The sequence below is a fragment of the Aeromonas sp. A600620 genome, assembly GCF_029479985.1.
Taxonomy (GTDB): Bacteria; Pseudomonadota; Gammaproteobacteria; order Enterobacterales; family Aeromonadaceae; genus Aeromonas; species Aeromonas veronii_A.
On the sequence record NZ_JAAKXB010000016.1, the window covers coordinates 61852 to 85601 of the forward strand.

Below are 23750 nucleotides of genomic sequence, written 5' to 3' on the forward strand. Positions count from 1 at the left end.
GGCCTTGTTGCTATCCGGCATTTGCCTCAAATACCCAAAGAGTCGAGCAGATCATCGTGATCATTACTGGCTGGCGCAGCGGCTGCCGGGGCCGGCTTGGCGGCATCCTGCTTGGCTTGGGCGATCAGGGCGTCAGGATCCAGCTCCTCGTGCTCCATCCCCTCATTGTGAATGCGGATGAACTCGGTCTTGTCCATCGCCAGCTCCAGATAAAAGATGTTGTTACGGGCGGTGAAGAAAGTGACGCGGCGGGACTCCGGACTGTCAAGATTGGTATCGACGCTCAGCATCACCTGCTTGTTGAGGGCCAGCATCTTCGGCTGGTTCTGGGTAATGTGAGTCTGCAAATCCCGGCCCACCTTGACGGTAAAGCTACCGACGATCTGGTTCATCAGTTCGCCCATCACGTTGCTCACCTCGTCAGAGGTATGGGAGATGGCGAGATCCTCCTTGGAGAGCCCCATGCTCAGCATGTAGCTCTCGTACAACTCCATGGCGGCAGCGGCGGAGAAGTTGATCACCACCAGACCGGAAAAACCGCCATCGAACAGCACGAAGCAGCCGATATCCGGCTTGAGGCAGGTCTTGCTGATCCGCTGCACCATGCCGGAAAACCGCACCTGACTCATGGTCGCGGCACTCAACACATCGGTCACCGAGTTGCACAGGCTGAGCAGTACATCCTCAGTCGTCAACACGACGTCATCATCGGCTCTTGTCACTATCATGGGACCTTCCTGAACATCGAGAATGGGCTTATCTATACCATAACTCTAACAGATGGCGCGGCCCGAAGACTGAAATAGCGACACGCCTCTCAGTTGACGCCGTTATCAGCAGCCGCAGGGGTAAAACCGCTCAGCTTGGCGAGCCGGGCACGCCATCTGTCGGCCTGCTGCGCCAGCACCTGTGGCTCATAAGGCACGATCGGATGAGCCCCCCAGATGGGGCCTGGCCAGGCAGCATCGGTGGCGAAACGTGCGACATGGTGAATGTGCAGCTGTGGCACCAGATTGCCCAGCGCCCCTATGTTGATCTTGTCCGGGCTGAGGGCCTGCTCCATCAGGGCGGCGACGGCGCAGGACTCCTGCATCAGCTGTTGCTGCTGCTCCGGCGCCAGATGGTGAATTTCCCGCAGGTTGGCTACTCGCGGTACCAGGATGAGCCAGGGATACTGGCTGTCTTTTGCCAGCAAGACACGGCAGAAGGGCAGATCCCCGAGCCACCGGGTATCTGCCTGCAGGCGTGAATGCAATTCAAACATGAAAACCTCGTTGAGTACGATGAACAGAGCGCCTGAAAAAAGGAGTGTCCACGTTACTGCAACGGGCAGAAAACTTAAAGCTGTGGCACGGCCCAACCGATAAAGCGCTTGCGCAGGGCTGGGTCTGCCTGGAGGAACAGCTGCTGCAACTGCCCTTCCAGCTCGCTGGCTGCCACAACGGGTTGAGCCCCACCAGCGGCCGTGGCCGTTGGCTGCGTAGCAACGGCGCCAGCCGCCAGCGCCGCCTTGCCGCCGCTGCGGTTGTATTCAGCCAGTTTGCCGTTCCAATCCACCCCAAGCAGCATGCCGCTGGTCACCAGTGCGTCCTGCTGGATGGCAAGCGCGCGGCCATTCTCCTGCAGCGCTACCACAGGAGCCTTGGCATAGGCCTGCATCCCCCGCTCGTCTCCCGGTACGCTGGCCGTCAGCTGCAAATGCTGATTGCTGCCCTGATAGCGCACCACCTGCGGCTCGGAGCGTACCTGCCGATCATTCTCGCTGCTGCTGCGGCTGGGGATCACCCCCTCGAAGCGCACCAGCAGTTGCTGCTCACCATCCGCCAGGGTGGCATGCTGCTCATCCAGCAAGGTGCCGTTGCTCACCGCGAGAATGCGGAAATTCTCCGGAACCTTCACGTCCACCATGGCCTGCACACTGCCAGCCCCCAACACTGCACAGAGCAGCACAAAACCGGTCAACCCTCTATTACTCTTCATTCCCGCTGATCTTCCTGATGCCGATGATGGGCGCAGGGTAGCAGCCGAAGATGACAGAAAAATAACGCCGCTCAGAGCAGGTAGTGGGGTCGCTCGGCAAACCACTGGGCAAGCACCTGCTTGAACAGCCGGATCTTGCGTGGCACCCGCCGCTGCTGGGCATGCAGCACATGAAGCTGATGCAGCCCGCTCTGCCACTCATCTAGCACGGTCACCAGCTCCCCTGCCGTCAGCAGCGATTCCACCAGCATCAGCGGGCACTTGGCATAGCCCATACCGGCACGCGCCAGTTGCAACACTGTGCTGTAATGGTTGGCCCGCACCTTGCCCTGCACCAGAATGTGGGCCTCTTCCCCTTCACGGATAAAGTGCCACTGCTCCCAGGCCGGATTGTGCCCCTGCAACAGGCAGCTGCGCCCGCTCAGCTCATAGGGAGTGGCTGGACGCCCCTCTCTCGCTACAAGTGCGGGGCTGGCCACCACTACATCCTTAAGTCGGCCAATAGGAAGTGCGACCAGATTGTCCGGCACCTCGTTCATGGCGCGCAGGGCGATGTCGTTCTCCCCCTGGCTCATGTCGACCATCTGGTTGGTGAAATTGAGCTCCACCTCCACCCCCGGGCAGAGCGCGGCAAAACTGGTCAGCAGCTCACTCACCATGCGATCGCCGGTACTGACCGGGCAGGTAAAACGCAGTCTTCCGCTATCCTCTTCGGTCAGCGCCTGAATATCCTGCTCCGCCTGCCGAACCAGCGCGAAGATCTCCCCCACCTGCTGGTAGAGGGTCTTGCCCGCCTCGGTCAGACTGAGGCGGCGGGTGGTGCGCTGCAACAGTTGCGCATTGAGGGAGGACTCCAGCGCGCTGACGTGGCGGCTCAGCATCCCCTTGCTGACCCCCAGCGTATCGGCCGCAGCCGAGAAACTGCCGCGCAGCACCACCTCATAAAAGCTGGCCAGATGGGCGATATCCATCATTAGCTCCAATATGGAAACAATGGGTTTATTTTACGCGCTTTTTCACATTTTCTGTTGCGCTAGAATCGATACATTCCAACCAGGAGTGATGCAGATGAAAATTGTGATTGTGGGTGCCTCCGGCACCGTCGGTTCCGCAGTCAGTGAACTGCTTGCCAAAGATCATCAGGTGATCCGGGTCGGCCACAGTCGTGGCGATGCCACGGTCGACATGCGCGATCCCGCCTCCATCAAGGCGCTGTTCGCCAAGCTGGGCCAGTTTGATGCACTGGTTGTCGCCAGCGGCAGCGTGGCCTTCAACGGCCTGACCGAGATGACCGACGAACAGTGGCAGGTGGGACTGGAGAGCAAGCTGATGGGCCAGATCAACCTGACCCGCGCCGCCATTCCCTATCTGACTGACAAGGGCTCCATCACTTTGATCAGCGGTATTCTGAGCGAGGAGCCGATCAACTGGGGCGTGAGCGCCAGCACAGTCAACGGCGCTATCGATCACTTTGTGAAAGCGGCCGCCTGCGAGTTACCCCGCGGCCTGCGCATCAATGTGGTGAGCCCCACCGTGCTGGCGGAGTCGATGGACAAATACGCTGACTTCTTCCCGGGCTTCGTACCGGTACCCGCCGCCAAGGTAGCGCAGGCCTACAAGAAGTCGGTGCTGGGCATCCAGACCGGCCAGGTGTTCAGGGTCAACGGCTAATCGCCGCTCGCTTGCCGCCAGACCAGCAATAAAAATGGGCCCCATAGCGGGGCCCGTCTGTTTATCTGCCTCTCTCCTTCACCATCAGCAAACGTTTGTTTGTTGGCGACAAAAAAAGAGCGCAACCCTTAGTCGATCAGACCGTACTGATCGCGCAGCACCTCGATGATCTCCTGCTTGGGATTGGCAGAACGCGCCAGCTTGTGGCCGATAATCTTCTCGGCGATCCCGACGTAGGTGTTGGAGATATCCATCATCACTTCGGTCGGCAGCTTGTTGTCGCGGGCCAGGGCAAAACGTTCCGGCATGCGGTTCTTGTTGAGCAGGATGTCCGGATCCGGGAAGTGGTTGAGCAGCCACTGACGGAAACCCTCTTTAGACTTCTCGACGATCTGGCCGTCGCGCAGGGCGGCGCCATCCCAGATACGGGAGCTGTCGGGGGTGCCCACTTCGTCCATGTAGATCAGCTTCTCGTTGCCTGCCGCATCGTGGACATAACCAAACTCGAACTTGGTATCGACGAAGATCTGATCCAGCCCGACCAGCGCGTCGCTGATGACGTTGAAGCCCTCTTTGAGCAGCACTTCGTAGCGGTCGATGTCGGCCGGCTTGCTGAAGTTGAAGCCCTTATAATGGCGCTCGATATCGGCACGGGAGACGTTGACGTCATCGGCTTCCGGCACGCCATCCAGCCCTTTCAGCACGCCCTTGGTGGACGGAGTGATGAGGATCTCCGGCAGCTTCTGATCCTTTTTCAGCCCTTCCGGCAAGGTGATGCCGCAGAACTCGCGCTCGCCATCCTTGTAGGCACGCCACATGGAGCCGGTGATGTACTGGCGGGCAATCGCCTCGATCATCACCGGACGGGCTTTTTGCACGATCCAGACGAAAGGGTGCGGAATATCCAGAATGTGGCTGTCGGCCAGTCCCTTCTCCTTGAACAGCTTGAACCAGTGGCTGGAGATGGCGTTGAGCGCCGCCCCTTTGCCCGGTACGCCGTTCAGGCCATCCTCACCTTGCCAAATGCAATCGAAGGCCGAGATGCGATCGCTGATCACCATGAGGGCGAGGGGCGCATCGGCCGGCACATCATAGCCTTTCTCTTTTATGAGCCGGGCACTGTCTTCGGGGGTCAACCAGTAGACGCTGCGCACTTTGCCGGAATGGACAGGTTTATCGGTACGGATCGGCAAATCGTCATTCACCGCCAATACTTGATCTGCAAGACTCATGGCTAATAACACTTCCTGTTTGTGGGGGGGTAAACATCGCGAGTCCCTCACCTGCGCGCTCTGTTTGCAACGGGCTGGCAAGGGGGCTCGCATCATCGAAAACCGCTCGGAATCCCCGCGTTTTCAGGGGGATTTTGATAACAAAACAGGGGCACAAGGCCCCTGAATTTATTCTGCTTTTGCTGCTGCCTGATCGGCCAGCCCCTTGGCGAACGCCTCGGACAGGCTGATATACATCTGGGAAATAACCCCGGACGATACCGGCTTCTTGTCCTTGTCGAACAGGGTGATGGAGGTCTTGCCTCCCGCCATTTCGCCAAGCTGGAAGCGGTATTTCTCCTCCTCCAGTTTGAACGGCTCGCTCCCTTTCGCCTTCCAGAACTCGGCACCCGGCTCTTCGTACTCGACGTCGATCCAGCCCAGTGACTGCTGGGTATCCTTGATGGTGAAACCGTAAGCAGGCAGTACCTGGTTGAGGCGACGCCACACCTGATCAAAGGAGCCTTCGGCAATCCAGGCGCTCAGTTCGTTGTTGTCCAGACCCAGTTGCAGACCCATGCCATCGTTGGACTTGTGCTGCTCGCGGGCTTTCAGCTGGCTGTCGTAATAGAGAGAGAACTGGTTCAGCACTCGCGCGGCATAGCGCTGGGCATCGGCAGGGGTCAGCTTGTTGCTGGTCTCGCCGTCGATGGTCTCTTCGTGATCCAGTACCCGGACCGACATATTGACAGCGTGGCGCTGGGCATCGTTGCGCACGGTGAACTGGTAACGCTGACGGATTTTGAAGTCTTCGTCATCTTCACCCCAGCCATCGAGAGCGACCGTGTTGTCAAACCAGCCGGTCTGCAATACGCCATCCTGCTGATCCAGCTTCTCGGTGGTGACCTTGTATTTGGCCAGGAAGTTCATCAGGAACGACCAGGTATCGCGCTCCACGCTCTGGCTGGTGCTGAGGGCATAGAAAGCAACGGTCGGTTCGGTTGCGCTCTGCACCACCTGACTGCCCGGTACCACGGTCAGCAGCTGAGCGGGTGGGCGCACATCGACCTGGGCGCCGAGGGCACCTTCACGGCTGCTCTCAGGAAGCGGCGGAATATCGTACTGGCTGTTGAAGGTGGGGGCACTCAATCCTGCGGGGATCAAGAACGCGCGGCCCTCGAGGCGGGCATCTTCATAACCGAAGTCGCGGTTGGCCATTTTGCGATCCTGGGGGGTGCTGCAACCGGCCAAGACGGCCACAGTCGCAACGCTCAGCACCAGACGGGCTCTATTTCCCTTTCCATTAGATTTAAACACTCGCCATCAACTCCGCTGTGGTCAGTGCTCGCGCCATCAGCTGTTCGCCCTCGGGAGTGAGGTCAACCAGCGGCAGGCGCAAGGTGGCTGTTGCAATCAACCCCAGTTGGGCACAGGCCCATTTCACCGGGGTGGGGCTCGGTTCGCAGAACAGAGTCTTGTGCAACGGCATCAAGAGATTGTTGATGTCATGCGCCTGTCCGGCATCACCGGCCAGCGCAGCACGACACATGTCGGCCATCTGGGCCGCTGCAATGTTGGTGGTGACCGAAATCACGCCATCGCCACCTTGCAGCATAAAATCACAACCAGTGGCATCGTCGCCACTGTAGAGAGCAAACTCCGGCCCGCACAGCTCGCGCAGCCGCGGGGTGCGGCTCAAATCGCCGGTTGCCTCTTTCAAACCGATAATGCCGGGAACCTTGGCCAGACGGGCCACGGTCTCCGGTTTGAGATCGCAACAGGTGCGACCGGGCACATTATAAAGAATTTGGGGCAGACCACTAGCCTCGGCGATCGCACAATAGTGGCGATAGAGACCTTCCTGAGTGGGCTTGTTGTAGTAAGGAGTCACCGAGAGGCCCGCCACCACGCCGGTTTTGGCCAGTCGCTTGGTCAATTCAATGGCATGGGCAGTATTGTTGGAGCCGCAACCGGCGATGACGGGAATGCGTCCGGCGGCATACTCAACGGTCTTTTCAACGACGGCGATATGCTCCTGCTCGCTCAGGGTCACCGATTCCCCTGTGGTCCCAACCGCAACAATGGCGCAGGTCCCGGCGCTGACATGATAGTCGACCAGTTTGGCCAGACTGGCCCAATCGACTTCACCTGAAGCCAGCATGGGGGTAACGAGCGCAACAATACTACCGCGTAACATGGACTTTTCTCCCGATTTTCAGGGGCGTAATGGTAAAGCTGACCCCTTTGAAAAACAAGGGAGAGAGGGGGCAAGCCGTGATACCATCCGGAACAAAAAGTAATGGACGAAAGTCGGCAGCGTCCCTCAGGGAGTGGTCATCAGGGCCGGAGGGTTGGCTTGCCAGCGCGGCTTTCGCAACGAAATAACGGACGAGAGAAGATTTATGACTCACTACCTGGTCGTAACGGCCATCGGCACGGACAGGCCTGGCATCGTCAATGAAGTGACCCGCCACGTCAGTGGCTGTGGTTGCAACATTGTAGACAGCCGCCTTGGCATCTTCGGCAATGAATTTACCTTTATCATGCTGCTCTCGGGCGACTGGAACAGCATGATGCAACTCGAAATCAGCCTGCCCCTGCGTAGCCAGGAGTGGGATCTCATCACCATGATGAAACGCACCGAGCGCCACCAGTCCCTGCAGTATGACGTCCGCGCCAGCGCCGACCTGTTGATCCGCGACGAGCCCGGCATCGTAAGCCAGTGCACCCAGTTCTTCAGCGAACATGGCTGGAACATTCAGGCGATGCAATCCATGACCCTGGAGCAGCAGCCGTTCAACCTGCTGAAGATCAGTTTTCAGCTCAATCTGGCCAGAGAGGGTGAAGTGGAAGGTTCGCAAACCGCCTTCGCCGAATTCTGTCGTCAACTGGGTGCCGAATCGTTCGAGTTTACCGTCAATCGCAAACACGCCTGAGGGCGTTTTACCCGAGGAGACACCATGCAACCACTACAAGCTGGCAGCCCCGCCCCCGATTTCTCCCTGCCCGACCAGAATGGCAATCAGGTCAGCCTCGCTGGCCTGCGCGGCAAGAAGGTGCTGGTCTATTTCTACCCCAAGGCGATGACCCCCGGCTGCACTACCCAGGCCTGCAGCCTGCGCGATGTGAACGCCGAGTTGGCCGCCCTCAATGTGGTGGTGCTTGGCATCAGCCCGGATCCGGCCAAACGGCTGAAAAAGTTCGAAGAGCGGGACCAGCTCAACTTCACCCTGCTGGCCGATGAAGACCACGCCGTCGCCGATGCCTTTGGCGTCTGGGGCCCGAAGAAGTTCATGGGCAAGGAGTATGACGGCATTCACCGTCAGAGCTTCCTGATCGATGAAGAGGGCAAGATTGCCCACCACTTCGACAAGTTCAAAACCAGCGATCACCATCAGGTGGTACTGGATTTCCTCAAGGGATAATCCTCCCCTGCGTCATTGAAAGGCCTGCCATGCAGGCCTTTTTTGTCTGGTCAGCCGCCCCTTGCCAGCGGATTTTTCTCACCAACTCCCCCGCCCAGATCAAAAAATTCATTTTATATATGGGTTAACGTGACCCCAGAATCATCTTCCAGCGAGATATCCCATGAACATGAGCAACACAGAACGTTTGATCCTGAGCAACCAGTACGAAATTCTGGCGAAACTCAATCCGGAGAAAGCGGACGTCTACCAGCGCGCCAGCACCATCATCGAGCGCGGCTACTGCCTGCAGATCCTCGAGCTGGAGAAGAGCTTCGGCCATCTGGATCTGGCAACCTGCCAAGAGGTGATCGACACCCTGGAGCTGCACCACGCACTGGCCATCTCATGGGGCAATCTGGATGCAGCCGATCAGGGCGAGATCAACGCCAGTCGGCTGGAGTTCAACGGCTACAGCCGCAGCCAGGAGCGTGAGCTGGCTGACTACGTCTGCTTCCTGCTGGAGGTGGACAAGCGCTTCCCCGAGCTCAAGTGCCCGTGCGACGAGCTCTCCAGCGACATCGCCATGCGCGACAAATACCAGCGGATGCTGCAGGTGTGGCGTCAGTGTCCACGTCAGTACAAGCTCTCCATCCAGGAGATCCGCAAGGTGCTGGCGGCCTGATCCGCATACCAACCGCAACAAAAAAGGCGCCACTGGCGCCTTTTTGCATCTGAAACGGGTTATTCGTAGAGAAAGGATTTATCGAGCTGCTGGAAGGCGGCCTTGAGGGTATCGGCCAGCTCTTCATAGCGCGGCTGGGAAACCAGCTGGCGGCGGCCCCCCTGCTCGTTCATCTTGCCGTTGATCTCCCGATACCAGCTCGCCAGCGACGGGGGCAAGCGGGTGTCGGCACGCTGGCCGAGCCAGTAGTAACCCTGCAGCGGCAAACTGAGCAGAAACAGCACGGAGGTGATAACGGAGGGCCAGTAGTGCAGCTCGCCAAACTGGAACTGCAGCATCACGCTCAGCACCGCCAGCGCGGGGATCACCTTGAGGGCGAACTCGGTTGCCTTGATCACCCGATTTTCAGGAAACATCGAATTGAGCTCGGGACGGCGCGGCCAAAGCGTCATATAATGGCGGCCTTGCTGTAACTTAGTTCCAAAAATGTTCATGCTCATACTACCTCCGAGCGCTTTTTGAACGTACTAACGGCAAAACCTCGACAAAATTTGATGCAAAGTAACAAAGGTTGAGGATGACTTTGTTATTTTTCAACAATCGGGTTATCCTTTGTACGCCCATTTTTGCGTCAAAAGCTTCTTGCTATTGACCTGTCAGGGACGTCTGGATTTCGGGTCTTGTATCACTATACAAGGGGCAAGCAACAGATTGCCAACCCTCATAAGGATAAGTTGAAAGTTTTTGGCCGCACCGCGTCCAACGCATCCGCCTACACAACCCAATCTGCGATAGGATTTATTCATGAGTAAGCTGGTTCTTGTTCTTAACTGTGGCAGCTCTTCCCTGAAGTTTGCCGTCATTGACGCAACCACCGGTGATGACCTGCTGTCCGGCCTGGCCGAGTGCTTCAACCTCGACGACGCCCGCATCAAGTGGAAACTGAATGGCGAGAAAGGCAGTGCCGATCTGGGCGCGGGTGCCGCTCACCAGGAAGCGCTGGACTTCATCGTCAACAAGATCCTGCCGCTCAATCCGGAACTGTCCAAGAACCTGATCGCCATCGGTCACCGTGTTGTTCACGGTGGCGAGCGTTTCACCTCTTCCGTGGTCATCTGCGAAGACGTGATCGCCGGCATCGAAGCTGCTGTTCCGTACGCACCGCTGCACAACCCGGCTCACCTGATCGGTATCCGTGAAGCTCGCCGCGTATTCCCGGCGCTGGCTGACAAGAACGTGGCCGTATTCGATACCGCGTTCCACCAGACCATGCCAGAAGAAGCCTTCCTGTACGCCCTGCCGTACAAACTCTACAAAGAGAACGGCATCCGTCGCTACGGCGCTCACGGAACCAGCCACTACTACATCAGCCTGGAAGCTGCCAAGCAGCTGAACAAGCCGGTTGAAGAGCTGAACATCATCAACTGCCACCTGGGCAACGGCGGTTCCGTCTGCGCCATCAAGAACGGCAAATCCGTTGATACCTCCATGGGTCTGACCCCGCTGGAAGGTCTGGTGATGGGTACCCGCTCCGGCGATCTGGACCCGGCCATCATCTTCTTCCTGCACGACAAGCTGGGCATGAGCGTGGCCGATATCAACACCATGCTGACCAAAGAGTCCGGCCTGCAGGGTCTGACCGAAGTAACCTCCGACTGCCGTTTTGTTGAAGACAACTACGACAGCAAAGAAGAAGCCAAGCGTGCTATGGACGTTTACTGCTATCGCCTGGCCAAGTACATCGGCGCCTACGCTGCCGCCATGGACGGTCGTCTGGACGCCGTTGTTTTCACCGGTGGTATCGGTGAAAACTCCGCCCCGATCCGTGAAATCACCCTGAACAAGCTGGGTCTGCTGGGCTTTGACGTCGATCACGACGCCAACCTGAAGGCTCGTTTCGGCAAGGGTGGCGAGATCACCAAGGCTGGTTCTACCAAGGCCCTGGTTATCCCGACCAACGAAGAGTGGGTTATCGCCCACGACGCGCTGGAACTGGTCGGCGCTTAATTGACGCAGTAACTCGAGGCCGCCCACAGGGCGGCCTTTTCCTGATCCCAAAAAATGAACAAGGGGTATAAAGTGGCACGCACTATTATGCTTATCCCGGTCGGCACTGGTGTCGGCGTAACTTCCGTGAGTCTTGGCGTTGTTCGCGCCATGGAGCGTCACGGTGTCAATGTCAGCTTCTTCAAACCGGTTGCCCAGCCGCGTCCGGGTGAAACCGGCGCAGAGCGCTCAACCGCCGTTATCCGCGCAGCTGCCAACATCAACCCGCCCGAGCCCTTCACCCTCTCCTACGCCGAGAACATGATCAGCTCCAGCAACACCGATATCCTGCTGGAAGAGATCGTTGCCCGCTTCGAAGAGCACGTGAAATCCAGTGGTGCCGAAGTGCTGGTTGTCGAAGGTATGGTGCCGACCGACAAGCAGCCCTTTGCCAACAAGCTGAACTACGACGTCGCCAAGGCGCTGGACGCTGACATGGTATTCGTGACCCACCCGGGCCATGACTCCAGCCAGAAGCTGAAAGAGCGCATTGAGCTGGCCTGCTCCAACTTCGGTGGTGTCAACAACCCCCGCATCGTTGGTTGCGTGATCAACAAGGTGGGCGCGCCGGTTGACGAGCATGGCGTAACCCGCCCTGACCTGACCGAGATGTTCGAGGCCCATCACCACGCTTCTGACGCGGCTCACAACCTGGAAGTGCTGCAAGTGTTTGGCAAGAGCCCGCTGCGCATCCTGGGTTGCATCCCCTGGAACACCCAGCTGATCGCCCCGCGCGCCAAGGATCTTGCCAAGCATCTGGCCGCCAAGATCCTGCACAAAGGCGAGCTGGACAGCCGCCGTTTGCAGACCGTGACCTTCTGTGCCCGCTCCATCCACAACATGGTTGAGCACTTCCGTCCGGGCAGCCTGCTGGTGACCTCCGGCGACCGCTCTGACGTCATCGTCTCCGCCTGCCTCTCCGCCATGAACGGCGTCAAGCTGGGCGCCCTGCTGCTGACCGGTAACTATCATCCGGAGCCGCAGGTAATGGCGCTGTGCCAACAGGCCATGGCCACCGGCCTGCCGATCATGATGACCGGTACCAACACCTGGCAGACCGCCGTAAGCCTGCAGAACTTCAACGTCGATATTCCGGAAGATGACCGCGAGCGTATCGAGCTGGTACAGGACTACGTCGCTGGCCACATCGACAAACACTGGATCGAGTCACTGACCGTCAGCTCTACCCGTTCCCGTCGTCTGAGCCCGCCGGCATTCCGTTATCAGCTGACCGAGCTGGCCCGTCAGGCCAACAAGCGTGTCGTGCTGCCGGAAGGTGACGAGCCGCGCACCATCAAGGCTGCCGCCATCTGTGCCGAGCGTGGCATTGCCCGTCCGGTGCTGCTGGGTAACCCGGAAGAGATCCGTCGCGTTGCCGAACAGCAGGGTGTGGTACTGACCGATCGCGTCGAAATCATCGATCCGGCCGTTGTGCGCGAGCGCTATGTGCCGCGTCTGGTCGAGCTGCGCAAGAACAAGGGCATGACCGAAGTGGTTGCCCGCGAGCAGCTTGAAGACAACGTGGTACTGGGTACCATGATGCTGGAGCGCAATGAAGTTGACGGCCTGGTATCCGGCGCGGTGCACACCACTGCCAACACCATCCGTCCGCCAATGCAGATCATCAAGACCGCTCCGGGCTCTTCACTGATCTCCTCCATCTTCTTCATGCTGCTGCCTGACCAGGTGCTGGTCTACGGTGACTGCGCGATCAACCCGGACCCGACTGCCGAGCAGCTGGCCGAGATCGCCATCCAGTCCGCCGACTCCGCAGCCGCGTTCGGCATCGAGCCGCGCGTCGCCATGATCTCCTACTCTACCGGCACCTCCGGCGCCGGTGCCGATGTAGAGAAAGTGCGTGAAGCGACCGAGCTGGCCAAGGCCAAGCGCCCCGACCTCATCATCGACGGCCCGCTGCAGTACGATGCGGCCATCATGGAGAACGTAGCCAAGTCCAAGGCACCGAACTCACCGGTTGCCGGTAAAGCTACCGTGTTCGTCTTCCCTGACCTGAACACAGGTAACACCACTTACAAAGCGGTGCAGCGTTCTGCTGACCTGGTCTCCATCGGCCCGATGCTGCAAGGCATGCGCAAGCCGGTCAACGACCTCTCCCGTGGTGCCCTGGTTGACGACATCGTCTACACCATCGCCCTGACCGGTATCCAGGCTGCTCAGGCTGACGAACAAGCCTAATCAGCATCCGCCTGAAAAAACCGATCACAAAGGCTGCTCACCCCAGGTGAGCAGCCTTTTTTATTGGTTCTCTCTTTGAAGACCAGTGAAACATGCCATCCGCACTTTGTTGCGCAGAATAATTCCATCCGGCACCTCCACAACGGTTTGAGCAGAGCATCTCGGAGAAGTTTGCTCGTCAAATCAAAGATGCATCTGAAATACATTCCAGATCATAAGGTTGGCTATACGGCGGCATTCATGGCTAAGCGCTTATAGCAAATCCGCCACCATCGGCATGAGAATTTGACCTGTTAGAAATAGCAGTGAAAAAGACCCGTTCGATACGCTATTTCTCAAACTGCCTACTCGGCAAAATCCAACATCATGGAGGAATGGAAATGCTGATGAAGAAGCTCTCTGCAATCATGCTGTTAGCCTGCTTGCCCCTGTTCAGCCAACCTGTGTTGGCCGCTGATAAAGCAGCGCCGAAGCAAACCACCACAGCCGAGGTCGCCAAGGAAGCCGGCAAGCTGAATATCAATACGGCCACCCTTGCCGAACTCACCAGCCTGAAAGGGATTGGCGACAAGAAGGCACAAGCCATCGTCGACTATCGGGAGAAACAGGGAAAGTTCACCTCGGTCGATCAGCTGGCAGATGTCAATGGAATTGGCCCTGCCACGCTGGAAGCCAACCGTGACATGATCATCGTCAAATAACGTCCGAGCTCTGCATATACGAATGGGGTAGCCTGTGGCTGCCCCATTTTTCTTGGAGTATCATGGCCGCACTTTAATCCCGCTGGATAGTTTTCCATGAAAAAGACTCCTCTGACAGTTCGCAAGGCCGTGCTCCCGGTAGCCGGTCTGGGTACCCGTATGCTGCCAGCCACCAAGGCCATCCCGAAAGAGATGCTGCCGGTGGTCGACAAACCGCTGATCCAGTACGTAGTGCGCGAAGCCATCGCCGCCGGTATCAAAGAGATCGTGCTGGTCACCCACTCGAGCAAGAACTCCATCGAAAACCACTTCGACAAGAGTTTCGAACTGGAAGCGACCCTCGAGAAGCGAGTCAAGCGTCAGCTGCTGGAAGAGGTGCAACAGATCTGCCCGAAAGACGTCACCATTATGCACGTCCGCCAAGGGGAGGCCAAAGGGCTGGGCCACGCGGTCCTCTGTGCCCGCCCGCTGATCGGTGACAACCCCTTCGCCGTGCTGCTGCCTGATGTGCTGATTGATGAAGTGGCCAGCGACCCGAAAAAAGACAACCTGGCCGAGATGGTGCATATGTTCGAAGAGAACCAGATCAGCCAGATCATGGTGGAAGCGGTTCCCGAAAGCGAAGTGGACAAGTACGGCATCGCCGACATCAAGGGCGAGGCCCTGAGCGAGGGGATGTCCCTGCCAATGCAGGCCATTGTCGAGAAGCCGCCCCGTGACGAAGCCCCCTCCAATCTGGCGGTGGTGGGTCGTTACGTCCTCTCCTCCAATATCTGGCCGCTGCTGGAGAAGACCCCGGCCGGTGCCGGTGACGAGATCCAGCTGACTGACGCCATCGCCATGCTGATGGAGCAGGAGCAGGTCAACGCCTACTTCATGAAGGGCAAGAGCCACGATTGCGGCAGCAAACTCGGCTATATGAAAGCCAATGTGGAATATGCCGTACGCCATCGTGAGCTGAACGGCGAGTTCATCGGTTGGCTGAAGCAGTTCGTCAAACAGTTGTAATCGCTAAAAAATCTGTTTTTTGTAGAGGTATTCGAGGAGCATCAAATGATGCTCCTTTTTCATTTGCGCAACAAAAAATCAATCAAGAGTAAATAAACTCTCAGCAAATCATAATGTTGTAATTTATTCACGCATGTTCTATAAGGGTTGAGGCGTGTTTCTCGCCCTTGCATAAAAAACTCAAAAAAATATAAGACACAGGTGGAAGTTCCAATGAATAACCCGTCAAAAGGGACCTTTTTAGGTCACCCTAAAGGGCTTTTTTTGCTCTTTAGTACCGAACTGTGGGAGAGATTCTCCTATTACGGCATGCGTGCCGTACTGGTGCTCTATCTGACCGACCTGACTGCCAACGGCGGTCTGGGCTGGAGTCAGGCAGATGCCCTCAAACTCTACGGTATCTATACCGGTCTGGTTTATATCACTCCGCTGATCGGCGGCTGGCTGGCTGACACCTTCCTGGGTCAACGTCGCGCCATCCTGATCGGTGCCGTGCTGATGGCCGCAGGTCAGTTCACTCTGGCACTGCCCCACGCCATGTTCCCGGATATGGTCAACACCATGTTCTACACGGGCCTCGCGTTGCTGATCGTGGGTAACGGCCTGTTCAAACCGAACATCTCCACCATGGTGGGTGACCTCTATGAAGAGGGCGATCACCGCCGTGATGGTGCTTTCACCATCTTCTACATGGGCATCAACCTGGGTTCCCTGCTGGCAGGTGTGATCTGTGGTGCTGCCGCCACCGCCTACGGCTGGCAAGCAGCCTTCGTCGGCGCCGGTATCGGCATGCTGCTCTCTCTGGTGATCCAGGCCACCATGGCCCAACGTTTCCTGGGTGACATCGGTCGTGTCACTGCCGCCCAGCGCGCAGCCGCCCTGCGTACTACCGAGCAGAAAGCACCGCTGACCAAGCAGGAAGTGGATCGCATCAAGGTTATTCTGGTACTGGGTCTGTTCACCATCATCTTCTGGGCCGGCTTCGAGCAGGCCGGTGGTCTGATGAACCTCTACACCCAGGAGTATACCGACCGCATGATCGGCAGCTTCGAAGTGCCGACTGCCTGGTTCCAGTCCCTGAACCCCTTCTTCATCATCACTCTGGCACCGGTCGTTGCGGCCATCTGGATCAAGCTCGGCAAGAAAGAGCCGAACTCTCCGGTGAAATTCGCCATGGGTCTGCTGTTCCTGGCTATCGGCTTCCTGTTCATGGTGGGTGCCGTGCTACAGCAGGGTGGTGACAACACCGTCAAGACCTCCATGTTCTGGCTGGTTGGCGCATACCTGTTCCACACCCTGGGCGAGCTCTGCCTCTCCCCGATCGGCCTCTCCATGGTGACCAAACTGGCTCCGCTGCGTCTGGCTTCCCTCATGATGGGTGCCTGGATGGGCTTTATCGCCATCGCCAACTATGCTGCGGGCTTTATCGGCTCCATTGTTGGTGAAGCCGGCCCGATCGCCATCTTCGGTGGCATCGCCCTGGCTGCGGTGCTGAGCGCCCTGTTGCTGCTGACCATGGCTAATCGTCTGGTTTACTGGATGCACGGTGCCGAAGGCCCGGCCAAAGAGCCGCAAGCTCAAGAGAAGAAACTACACTCCGCCACCGTCTAAACGGTCAGGATTGTAGACAACAGACAGGGCGCCCATCGGGCGCCTTGTCTGTTTTGGTCTCTAGTCAAGCAGCCTCAGTGATGACGCACCTGCACATTGAGCGCACTACCGCTGTCGCTGCGAAACTGCAGATCGAATGGTTCATGCCAGCTGCGTTTGTGCAGAGCGTAGTGGCTGTTGCGCATCAGACCAAGCGGTAATCCACCCGAGCGCATCAACCAGTGGGGGGAAGTGAGCCCGGCATTGGCAAATACCAGCCCATCGTGCTGATCAAACAGCAGAGCAGCCATGGCAAAAGCGTGGCGCAACCCGGACTCCATCAACTGATGGTTTAGGTAGTCGAGCAACCGGTGCGGTTGGCTCAGCAAACGGCTCTCGTTCTGCTGAAACTGGCGATAGGGCACGTTCATCAGAGAGCGCACCAGCGCCCCGCAAAATCCTGCATCCGTCCCCATGATGGGCATCTCCATCACCAGCACCAGCAGCTTGTCTTCCACCTTGAAGGTATCGGGAATGAAGAGGTGCCCAAGCCCCTTGAACGTGACCTGCCAGGGGCCCCACTCCTGCAATCCCGGTGGCTTCAGCCCGGCGAGCAAACGGCTGGCAGCCCGATCATGCGCACTGAAGTAATCCATATGCGCCATCAATTCGAGCTGCTGAGCTCGCGTGGAACTCCCATTCAGGCACTGGTCGATACTGCGATCGACCAGTGCGAAGTTCTCGAGGGGCTTGAGCAGGTAGTCCCGAGCACCGGCACGCAAGGCACTGGCGACCGCCTCCATGGAGCTCTGGGCCGAAATGACGATAACCGGAATATGGGGATAGCGCGCAGAGAGACAGGCGATTACCTCGCGGCCATCCATATTGGGCATATTGAGATCGCACAGTACCACGTCGGGATGATAAATCGCTGCAGCTGACAACCCTTCAATTCCATCCTCAGCCTGAAACACCGTTGCCCCGTCCCGCGCGAGGTAACTCACTAACGAATGGCGAAAAACTGCTTCGTCTTCCACCACCAGGATCCGCAGTCCGGGTTTTGGCATGTTGACAAAAACCTTATGAGTCAATTGTTTATTTAAGTAATAAGACTAGTCTAAATCAGCAGAAATGCCGCGTGCCTTGCGTCACAAATAGCCGGATTGGCTAATCTGCATACCAAAATAGTGCAAGCTGCTGGATTATCGACACAATCCCGCTCTCCCTGCTCAACGCTCCGCGGTACGCTCAATTTTCACCACCCGACCATGCAGGGCACTCACTTGCAGTGTGACGAATTGTGCAGGAGAGCACCATAGGGGATAATGCCCCCCACTCCAGCTCGTGAAGAAGACCATGACCCCAGCCGAATACAGCGCCCTTGCCCACCCAAGATTGTCCCATCCGGCTCGCAGTCTCTATACCCTGCAGCTGCGCCGACTGGTGCTGGAAAATCAGGCGGCCCGGCTCAACTATCCCGAGCTGGGTCGGGCGCTGGCAGTGGTCGATCCGGGTGATCCCTGCGGCTTTTCGTTTCAGGTCAATGCCCGCCAGCTCACCGAACTGTTCGATGAACTGATGGAGGCGGGCCTGCTGCAAGTCGAGACCCAGCCCGAGAGTGAGCACTACCATCAGTGCCCGTTCCAATTGCCATTGCTGACCCAGAAGTTGCGCAGCCCGCTGCCGGAGCGCCCCTTCCAGATGCATCTGCAATGGCGACCGGACGAGGAGCTGCCCGCCCTCGCCCGCCTGTGCGGAGTGATCGATGCCAGCTATAGCGAAGAGGATCTGGGAGAATTTATCGCCTACTGGCTGGGGCGCCCCGAGGTGTTCGACTCCCAGCATCAATGGATGCTCAAGTTTATTCGCGCCCTCAAGACCCGCCGCTATACCCGTCGCAAGCCGATGGAGGTGCAGGGCTACCAACAGGTGACGCCGGCCCCGGCAGAGTCGGGCCCCAGCAAACGGGCCCAACAGATGATTGAAGAGGCCAAGCGACTGGCCCAACAGCAGACGCAAGAACCCGCTGCGCAGCAGGAGCCGGATAATGATTGATAGCGGCCCCCGCCTGCAGGCAGAATCAACCCCTTGTCTACCCATCCCTGATCGAGCAGAAGGAGCATTCCATGACTGACCCGCAAGATCCCCTGCGCCAGGAGCTGGAAGAGATCGAAGCCAAGCGCCAGAAGATCGCCAAGGCCAAGCAGGATCACCGCATTCACGACCCGGAATTGAGCCGCCATGTGGGTGGCCTGCTGGAGCGCATTCGTCGCCTGCAACAAGAGACCGGTGGCGGCCAGTATGACTACGAGACCCTGCGCAAGGAGTACGACGCCAAGGCCAACGCCGAGGTGCGCGAGCTGCAGAAGGCGGCCCGTCAGGAGCGGATCCAGAAGCTGATCGCCCAAGCCGACCTCAACCCCGACTGGGTATTTGACAAGATGGATGCCACAGATCCGGCGCTGCAATACCCCATCGAAACCGCCCGTTACTTTATCAGCGGTTTCGAGCACTGGGAGAAGAGCGGTGGCGGCTGCATGCTGATCTACGGCGACTACGGCACCGGCAAGTCGACCCTGGCGGGAGCGGTAGCGCATGAGCTGATCGCCCGTCACCAGAAATCGGTGATCTTCCAGCAGTGGGCCTCCATCGTCGATCGGCTGTTCTTCAACGTCATCCCCGATCAGGACGAGCGCAACCAGTACCGCCGCGCGCTGGAAGAGGTGGATCTGCTGATCATCGATGAGGTATCGGCCAACCGCGCCAAAATGGCGGAGAGCCAGTCCAGCTTCCTCGGCCACCTGCTGCGCCGTCGTCGCAACCTGTCAAAGAGCGTCATCATCATCACCAACCACACGCCCCAGACCCTGCATCAGGCGATCGGTGATTTCAGCTATGAGGCGATCAAGGCATTCAATCCGGTGGATATCCACCTGAGTGGCCCAAGCCGTCGCCCCAGCATCGGCAACTACAACGGCTGATCCCTCCCAAAGAGTGCGAGTCGCTGGCGGCTCGCACTCTCTCCTCCCTGCCAGCTCACAAATAGAAACAACTCTCATTTACAGCAGGCGAACAAGCCACTAGGCTAGCCCCTTTTGCCAAGGGAGCTCATCTATGCCAACCACACTGATTTTCGGAGCCAGCCGCGGGCTGGGCCGCGCCTTTACTCATCACGCCCTGAGCCAGGGTCACCGGGTCGTTGCGCTGGTGCGCAGCCCCGAGATGGCCATGGAACTGGGGGCGCTGGGAGTTGAAGTGATCGAAGGGGATGCGCTGGATCCGGCTGCGGTACAGCAGGCATGTGCCCGTGCGGGGCAAGATGCACAGGTCGTCTCTACCCTCGGCAGCTTCCGTCAGGCCGCGCCGGTGGACTATCAGGGCAATCGCCATGTAATCGATGCCATGGAGCAGGCAGACCTGAAACGGCTGCTGCTGGTCACCTCCCTTGGCTGTGGCGACAGCTGGCAATATCTGCCGGAGCGGGCACGCGCCGCCTTCGGTCACGAGGTGCGTCTCAAGAGTCTGGCGGAGAGCTGGCTGCAGACCAGCGCCCTTGCATGGACCATTCTGCGCCCGGCGGGCCTGCAGGATGGCGATGCCACCGGCCGCGCCGAACTGAGTCAGAACAAGGAGGTGCACGGACTGGTACGCCGCGCCGATGTGGCCGCCCAAGGGCTGCGCCTGCTGGCGGATGAGACGGCAGTGGGGCAGATCTACGCCATCGGGGATCCCACGCTCCAGCGTGGCTAAAGCAGCAGTAAAACCGCTTAACCCCACCACATAACAAAACGGTCAGCCCAAGGGCTGACCGTTTTCGCTTTACCGCACACGCTATCTCACGGGCGCTTGCCCTATCCCGCTTAATCGGCGGTCGTCTCACTCTGTACGACTGACGGGCGAGCAACCGGCAGCGACTGCTGCCGCCAACGCAGCAGCAGGCAAGCCAGCACGCCGTAGAGCAGCGCCAGTCCCCACAGCTGCCACCAGTAACGGGAGACCTGCGCGAAGTCGGCCCCCATCTGGTTGAGGCGCAGAAAACCCTCTATACCGGGGATAGTGGGCACCCACTGAGCCAGCCAGTTGAGGGGCGCCGGGATCAGCTCGAGCGGCCAGATAAAGCCCGCCAGAAAGACCAGCGGCAGGGAGGAGATCAGCACCACCTGAGTGGGCAGATCCCGCCGGGTAAAGGTCGCTCCCAGTACAATCCCGAACCAGCAGGTCGCCAGCAGGAACGGCAGGGCGAACAGCCAAAGCTGCACCGGGTCGGCATGACGAGCGATATTGTAGTGATCGAAGCAGAAGCCGAGGAAGTAGCTCACCGGCAGCAGGAACAACCCCGCCAGCACCAAGGTTCTGGCCAGCAGCAGCGGCAACACCGGCGCGCTTTGCCAGTAACCATGCTCACCGCGACAACTGCGCTGGTTCTGGGTCGCCCCCAGGATCCCCGCCCCCATCAGCAACACCTGATGGAGGATCAGCACGAACACCGCCGGTACTACGTAGTTGACGTAGCCCATGGTGGGGTTGAAGACCGGCACCACGTTGAGGGCCACCGCATTCCAGCCCATGGCCGCTTGTGGCAGCGCCTCGCCGTGGCTCAGCAGCCGCGCCACCTTCACCTGCGCGGCGAGAGTGCCGCCGGCCTGCGCCAGTCCTTCGGCAATGGTGCCGTAGACCAGAAAGTAGGAGGCATCACCGGCATAACTCAGGGTGACGCTCTTGCCCAGCATCAGGTCCCGATAGAAGTGGTTGGGGATGTGCAGGATCCCGCTCGCCTTCCCGGCCATCATCAGCTGCCGCGCTTCATCCAGCGAATTGGCCCGCGCGACCAGCTTCACCTGTGGCGTAGCATCGGCCATAAATTCCAGCTGGCGCGATAGCTGACTGCCATCTTCGTTGACCACCACCACCGCCTCTTCCCGCGGCAACTGATGCAGATAGGGTTGGGGGTAGAGGAAGGAGTAGAAGAACACCCCGCCAAACAGGGTCAGCATGATGGCGCGATCCGCCAGCAGGGTGCGCAACTCGAGGCGCAACAGATCGACAAATCCCAGCATCACTCAGGCTCCTTTTCGGCGACTGCCACTGCGGCTGATTGACGGGCCAGCTCGGCCTGCTGCTTGTAACGGCGCACCACCAGCAGCAAGGGGAGCAGAAACAGCAGCAGCGCCCCCAGTTGCGGCAGCGCCGATGCGAGGGGCAGACCGTAGTTGCTCTGACCAATCTGCAGCTCGACATAGTGAGAGACCGGCAACAGGCTGCGCCAGAAGCGGGCGAAATCCCCCATGGCACTCACCGGAAAGGTGACGCCCATAAAGGCAAAACCGGGCGCAGTGTAAGCCCCCGCCAGCGACAGGGCGCGGGCCGGATCCCGGATGATGCCGTAAAAGAAGGCCCCCATGGTGACGCAGGCGGCCGAGGCGAGCCCCAGCCCCACCAGCAATACCAGCCAGCTACCGTGCATGGGGTAGGAGAAGCCCTTGAACAGCAGCAGCGTCCAGACAATGCCCCAGCCCCAGCCAATCAGCACGTGGGGCAGCAGGGTGCGCCAGAGGCCAAACCAGACACCGCGAGTGGTCCAGTCCAGCCCCAGCCGATCGGTACGGGCCAGCGCATTGAGGCCGAACAGCACCACCAGGATCTGCCACACCGCGGGCAGAATGGCGCTCAGCAGAAACTGGGCGTAGCTGGAGTTGAGGTTGTAGAGCGCAGTGACCTGACTGCTGATGGGCACCGACTGCCCGAGCGCACCGGGCAGCGCCTTGCCATCGGCCATCGCCTCCAGCACGCCTACCTGACCATTGAGGGTACCTACCACCTGTGCCAGCGCAGAGTTGACCAGCTTGGCGATGAGGATAAACTGGCCGTTGTTGAACACCGTCACCTGCGGCTGGGTGCCCTGACGGGCATCCCGCTCCAGATGGTTGGGGATCACCACCAGCGCATAGATATCGCCACCGCGCAGGGCTCGGGCTCCGGCATCGATGGAGTCAAACTGTTGCACCACCTTGAGCCCGGCCGAGCCATCCAGCGAGAAAGCGAGCTGGCGCGACAGCACGCTGTGGTCGAGATCCACCAGCCCCACCTTGAGGTCGCGGGCCAATCCAGCCGAGAAGATCCAGCAGAGGATCCCCATCAGCAGCAGCGGCACCCAGCTCATCAGGGCACGGCTGAACGGATCCTGCCACAGCAGCCGAAATTCACGTCCCATCAGAGTTCAACCAGCACACTCATGCCAACCCGCAGCCCCTCAACCGGTTGCAGCGGGCGAGCCTCCACCTGGAAGCTCTTCATATCGAAACCCTGACGGGTATCGGTGGCGCGCCAGGTGGCAAAATCCCCCATCACGGCCACATGGGTCACCTTGAAGCGCACCATCTGGTCGCCAAGGCCCGGGATGCGGGCATCAAACTCGGTATCCACGGTGAAACGGGGCAACAGATCTTCACGGATGTGGAACTGGGCCCAGGCATCGCTCATGTCGAGCAGCGTCACCACAGGGAAGCCTTGCGGCGCCAGCTCGCCGCTACGCAGCAGCACCTGACTCACTTCACCATTGTGGGGACTGGTGATGCGGGTGTCGGCCAGATAGGCCTCTACCTCAGCCACGGAACCCGCCGCCATTTTGGCCTTCTCGCGGGCGGCGATCTTGGTCTCTTCCCGCGCCCCTTCCAGCGCCATCTGGTACTGCTGCCACGCCATCCCTTCGCTGTAGCGGGCGGCTTGCCATGCGGTCCAGGCCTCATCGCGTTTTTGCAGCGGCATTACGCCGTCGCGGTGCAGGCTGGCAACCCGCTCATAGGTCTTGCCACGCAGCTGGGCGGCAGCCTTGGCTTTTTGCCACTGATCCTTGGCAGCGGCGATCTGTTGGGCACGGGCCCCCTTCTCCGCCTCTTGCGCCAGCGCACCCGCTGCGGCCTCACCGGCCTTGGCCTGGCTCAGCTTGGCTTCGATCTCGGGGCTCGCCAGGGTAAAGACCAGCTGATCCTTGGTCAGCTGATCGCCCTTTTTAACCAGCACCTCGTCGATGCGGCCCGGCACCTTGGAGGAGACCGAATATTGCTGCGCTTCAATCTGCCCTTGCAGATGCACCGGCTCGGGCTGATAGGCGAGCCAGAAGCGCCAGCCGAGCCAGACCACCAGGATCACCAGCACCAGCGGCAACAACAGCGGTTTACCCTGGCTCATCTTCTTTTTGATGGGGGGATGGCTCATCACTTCACCTCGACAAACGGGCGACCCTTGGCGGTCGAAACAG

General features: G+C 59.1%; 24 protein-coding genes. 12 read left to right on the forward strand and 12 right to left on the reverse strand.

The annotated features are described in order from the left end of the window. Positions 1 to 26: 26 nt before the first annotated feature. From G5533_RS17610 to G5533_RS17625, 4 genes are all read right to left on the reverse strand, one after another. Positions 27 to 728, reverse strand: a complete 702-nt coding sequence (locus tag G5533_RS17610) for a DUF3334 family protein (protein ID WP_227341980.1) — start codon at positions 726 to 728, stop codon at positions 27 to 29. A gap of 89 nt (positions 729 to 817) precedes the next feature. Further along, positions 818 to 1264 carry an HIT domain-containing protein gene (locus G5533_RS17615; protein ID WP_421231624.1) on the reverse strand — a complete coding sequence of 149 codons (447 nt, stop codon included), beginning with the start codon at positions 1262 to 1264 and terminating at the stop codon, positions 818 to 820. 74 nt (positions 1265 to 1338) lie between these two features. Then, positions 1339 to 1980: a DUF2057 domain-containing protein gene (locus G5533_RS17620; protein ID WP_227341978.1), complete on the reverse strand. Its 642-nt coding sequence runs from the start codon at positions 1978 to 1980 to the stop codon at positions 1339 to 1341. Positions 1981 to 2051: 71 nt separating this feature from the next. Continuing rightward, the gene (locus G5533_RS17625) at positions 2052 to 2951 is read right to left on the reverse strand and encodes a LysR family transcriptional regulator (RefSeq protein ID WP_227342988.1); all 900 of its coding nucleotides are present in this window, start codon (positions 2949 to 2951) and stop codon (positions 2052 to 2054) included. Between the two features lie 97 nt (positions 2952 to 3048). Between G5533_RS17625 and G5533_RS17630 the strand changes: the two genes are divergently transcribed. After that, complete coding sequence (locus G5533_RS17630) at positions 3049 to 3651, forward strand: short chain dehydrogenase (protein ID WP_064338734.1); 603 nt, start codon at positions 3049 to 3051, stop codon at positions 3649 to 3651. Positions 3652 to 3779: 128 nt separating this feature from the next. On the opposite strand, the gene G5533_RS17635 is transcribed toward G5533_RS17630, so the two are convergent. The 3 genes from G5533_RS17635 to dapA form a co-directional block, all read right to left on the reverse strand. Beyond that, entirely contained in the window at positions 3780 to 4883 is a 1104-nt protein-coding gene (locus tag G5533_RS17635; RefSeq protein ID WP_216952911.1) for a phosphoribosylaminoimidazolesuccinocarboxamide synthase, read from the reverse strand. Between the two features lie 168 nt (positions 4884 to 5051). After that, positions 5052 to 6179, reverse strand: a complete 1128-nt coding sequence (gene bamC / locus G5533_RS17640; RefSeq protein WP_005349235.1) for an outer membrane protein assembly factor BamC — start codon at positions 6177 to 6179, stop codon at positions 5052 to 5054. Beyond that, positions 6172 to 7059, reverse strand: a complete 888-nt coding sequence (dapA, locus tag G5533_RS17645) for a 4-hydroxy-tetrahydrodipicolinate synthase (RefSeq protein ID WP_227341977.1) — start codon at positions 7057 to 7059, stop codon at positions 6172 to 6174. Before dapA ends, bamC begins: the two co-directional genes overlap by 8 nt. A gap of 205 nt (positions 7060 to 7264) precedes the next feature. Between dapA and G5533_RS17650 the strand changes: the two genes are divergently transcribed. The 3 genes from G5533_RS17650 (at position 7265) to G5533_RS17660 (ending at position 8951) form a co-directional block, all read left to right on the forward strand. Then, positions 7265 to 7798, forward strand: coding sequence for a glycine cleavage system protein R (locus tag G5533_RS17650; protein WP_216949630.1), 534 nt, complete (start codon positions 7265 to 7267; stop codon positions 7796 to 7798). 24 nt (positions 7799 to 7822) lie between these two features. Then, the gene (gene bcp / locus G5533_RS17655; protein ID WP_005358255.1) at positions 7823 to 8287 is read left to right on the forward strand and encodes a thioredoxin-dependent thiol peroxidase; all 465 of its coding nucleotides are present in this window, start codon (positions 7823 to 7825) and stop codon (positions 8285 to 8287) included. A gap of 163 nt (positions 8288 to 8450) precedes the next feature. Next, positions 8451 to 8951 (forward strand): YfbU family protein, encoded by a 501-nt coding sequence (locus tag G5533_RS17660; RefSeq protein WP_005341125.1) that lies wholly within the window; start codon positions 8451 to 8453, stop codon positions 8949 to 8951. A gap of 59 nt (positions 8952 to 9010) precedes the next feature. Here G5533_RS17660 and yfbV read toward each other — a convergent pair whose 3' ends face one another. Then, positions 9011 to 9451, reverse strand: a complete 441-nt coding sequence (yfbV, locus tag G5533_RS17665; RefSeq protein WP_005339116.1) for a terminus macrodomain insulation protein YfbV — start codon at positions 9449 to 9451, stop codon at positions 9011 to 9013. Between the two features lie 304 nt (positions 9452 to 9755). Between yfbV and G5533_RS17670 the strand changes: the two genes are divergently transcribed. The 5 genes from G5533_RS17670 (at position 9756) to G5533_RS17690 (ending at position 16513) form a co-directional block, all read left to right on the forward strand. Continuing rightward, positions 9756 to 10958 carry an acetate kinase gene (locus tag G5533_RS17670; RefSeq protein ID WP_005349210.1) on the forward strand — a complete coding sequence of 401 codons (1203 nt, stop codon included), beginning with the start codon at positions 9756 to 9758 and terminating at the stop codon, positions 10956 to 10958. 54 nt (positions 10959 to 11012) lie between these two features. Next, on the forward strand, positions 11013 to 13193 hold the full coding sequence (pta, locus tag G5533_RS17675) for a phosphate acetyltransferase (protein ID WP_005339119.1): 2181 nt from the start codon (positions 11013 to 11015) through the stop codon (positions 13191 to 13193). A 380-nt stretch (positions 13194 to 13573) separates the two neighbouring features. Further along, positions 13574 to 13894, forward strand: coding sequence for a ComEA family DNA-binding protein (locus G5533_RS17680; RefSeq protein ID WP_021231962.1), 321 nt, complete (start codon positions 13574 to 13576; stop codon positions 13892 to 13894). Between the two features lie 96 nt (positions 13895 to 13990). Continuing rightward, entirely contained in the window at positions 13991 to 14902 is a 912-nt protein-coding gene (galU, locus tag G5533_RS17685) for a UTP--glucose-1-phosphate uridylyltransferase GalU (RefSeq protein WP_227341976.1), read from the forward strand. Between the two features lie 213 nt (positions 14903 to 15115). Next, positions 15116 to 16513, forward strand: coding sequence for a peptide MFS transporter (locus G5533_RS17690; protein WP_227341975.1), 1398 nt, complete (start codon positions 15116 to 15118; stop codon positions 16511 to 16513). 74 nt (positions 16514 to 16587) lie between these two features. Here the strand turns inward: G5533_RS17690 and G5533_RS17695 are convergent, their stop codons facing one another. Beyond that, positions 16588 to 17559 (reverse strand): response regulator, encoded by a 972-nt coding sequence (locus tag G5533_RS17695; RefSeq protein WP_421206036.1) that lies wholly within the window; start codon positions 17557 to 17559, stop codon positions 16588 to 16590. Positions 17560 to 17848: 289 nt separating this feature from the next. Between G5533_RS17695 and G5533_RS17700 the strand changes: the two genes are divergently transcribed. The 3 genes from G5533_RS17700 to G5533_RS17710 all read left to right on the forward strand — a co-directional run bounded on the left by G5533_RS17700 (position 17849) and on the right by G5533_RS17710 (position 20242). Further along, a complete protein-coding gene (locus tag G5533_RS17700) occupies positions 17849 to 18547 on the forward strand; it encodes a DnaT-like ssDNA-binding domain-containing protein (protein WP_421206037.1) in 699 nt (232 codons plus the stop codon). Positions 18548 to 18618: 71 nt separating this feature from the next. Further along, on the forward strand, positions 18619 to 19473 hold the full coding sequence (locus G5533_RS17705) for a DnaA ATPase domain-containing protein (protein WP_019445022.1): 855 nt from the start codon (positions 18619 to 18621) through the stop codon (positions 19471 to 19473). A 133-nt stretch (positions 19474 to 19606) separates the two neighbouring features. Continuing rightward, a complete protein-coding gene (locus G5533_RS17710) occupies positions 19607 to 20242 on the forward strand; it encodes an NAD(P)-dependent oxidoreductase (RefSeq protein WP_421311820.1) in 636 nt (211 codons plus the stop codon). 110 nt (positions 20243 to 20352) lie between these two features. On the opposite strand, the gene G5533_RS17715 is transcribed toward G5533_RS17710, so the two are convergent. Genes G5533_RS17715 through G5533_RS17725 form a run of 3 tightly spaced genes read right to left on the reverse strand, consistent with a single transcriptional unit; the run spans position 20353 to position 23707 of the window. Further along, positions 20353 to 21549, reverse strand: a complete 1197-nt coding sequence (locus G5533_RS17715; protein ID WP_441255150.1) for an ABC transporter permease — start codon at positions 21547 to 21549, stop codon at positions 20353 to 20355. Further along, on the reverse strand, positions 21549 to 22703 hold the full coding sequence (locus G5533_RS17720) for an ABC transporter permease (RefSeq protein WP_441255152.1): 1155 nt from the start codon (positions 22701 to 22703) through the stop codon (positions 21549 to 21551). Before G5533_RS17720 ends, G5533_RS17715 begins: the two co-directional genes overlap by 1 nt. Continuing rightward, positions 22703 to 23707 carry an HlyD family secretion protein gene (locus G5533_RS17725; protein ID WP_368176299.1) on the reverse strand — a complete coding sequence of 335 codons (1005 nt, stop codon included), beginning with the start codon at positions 23705 to 23707 and terminating at the stop codon, positions 22703 to 22705. The genes G5533_RS17720 and G5533_RS17725 overlap by 1 nt, the downstream gene beginning before the upstream one ends. Positions 23708 to 23750 lie beyond the last annotated feature (43 nt).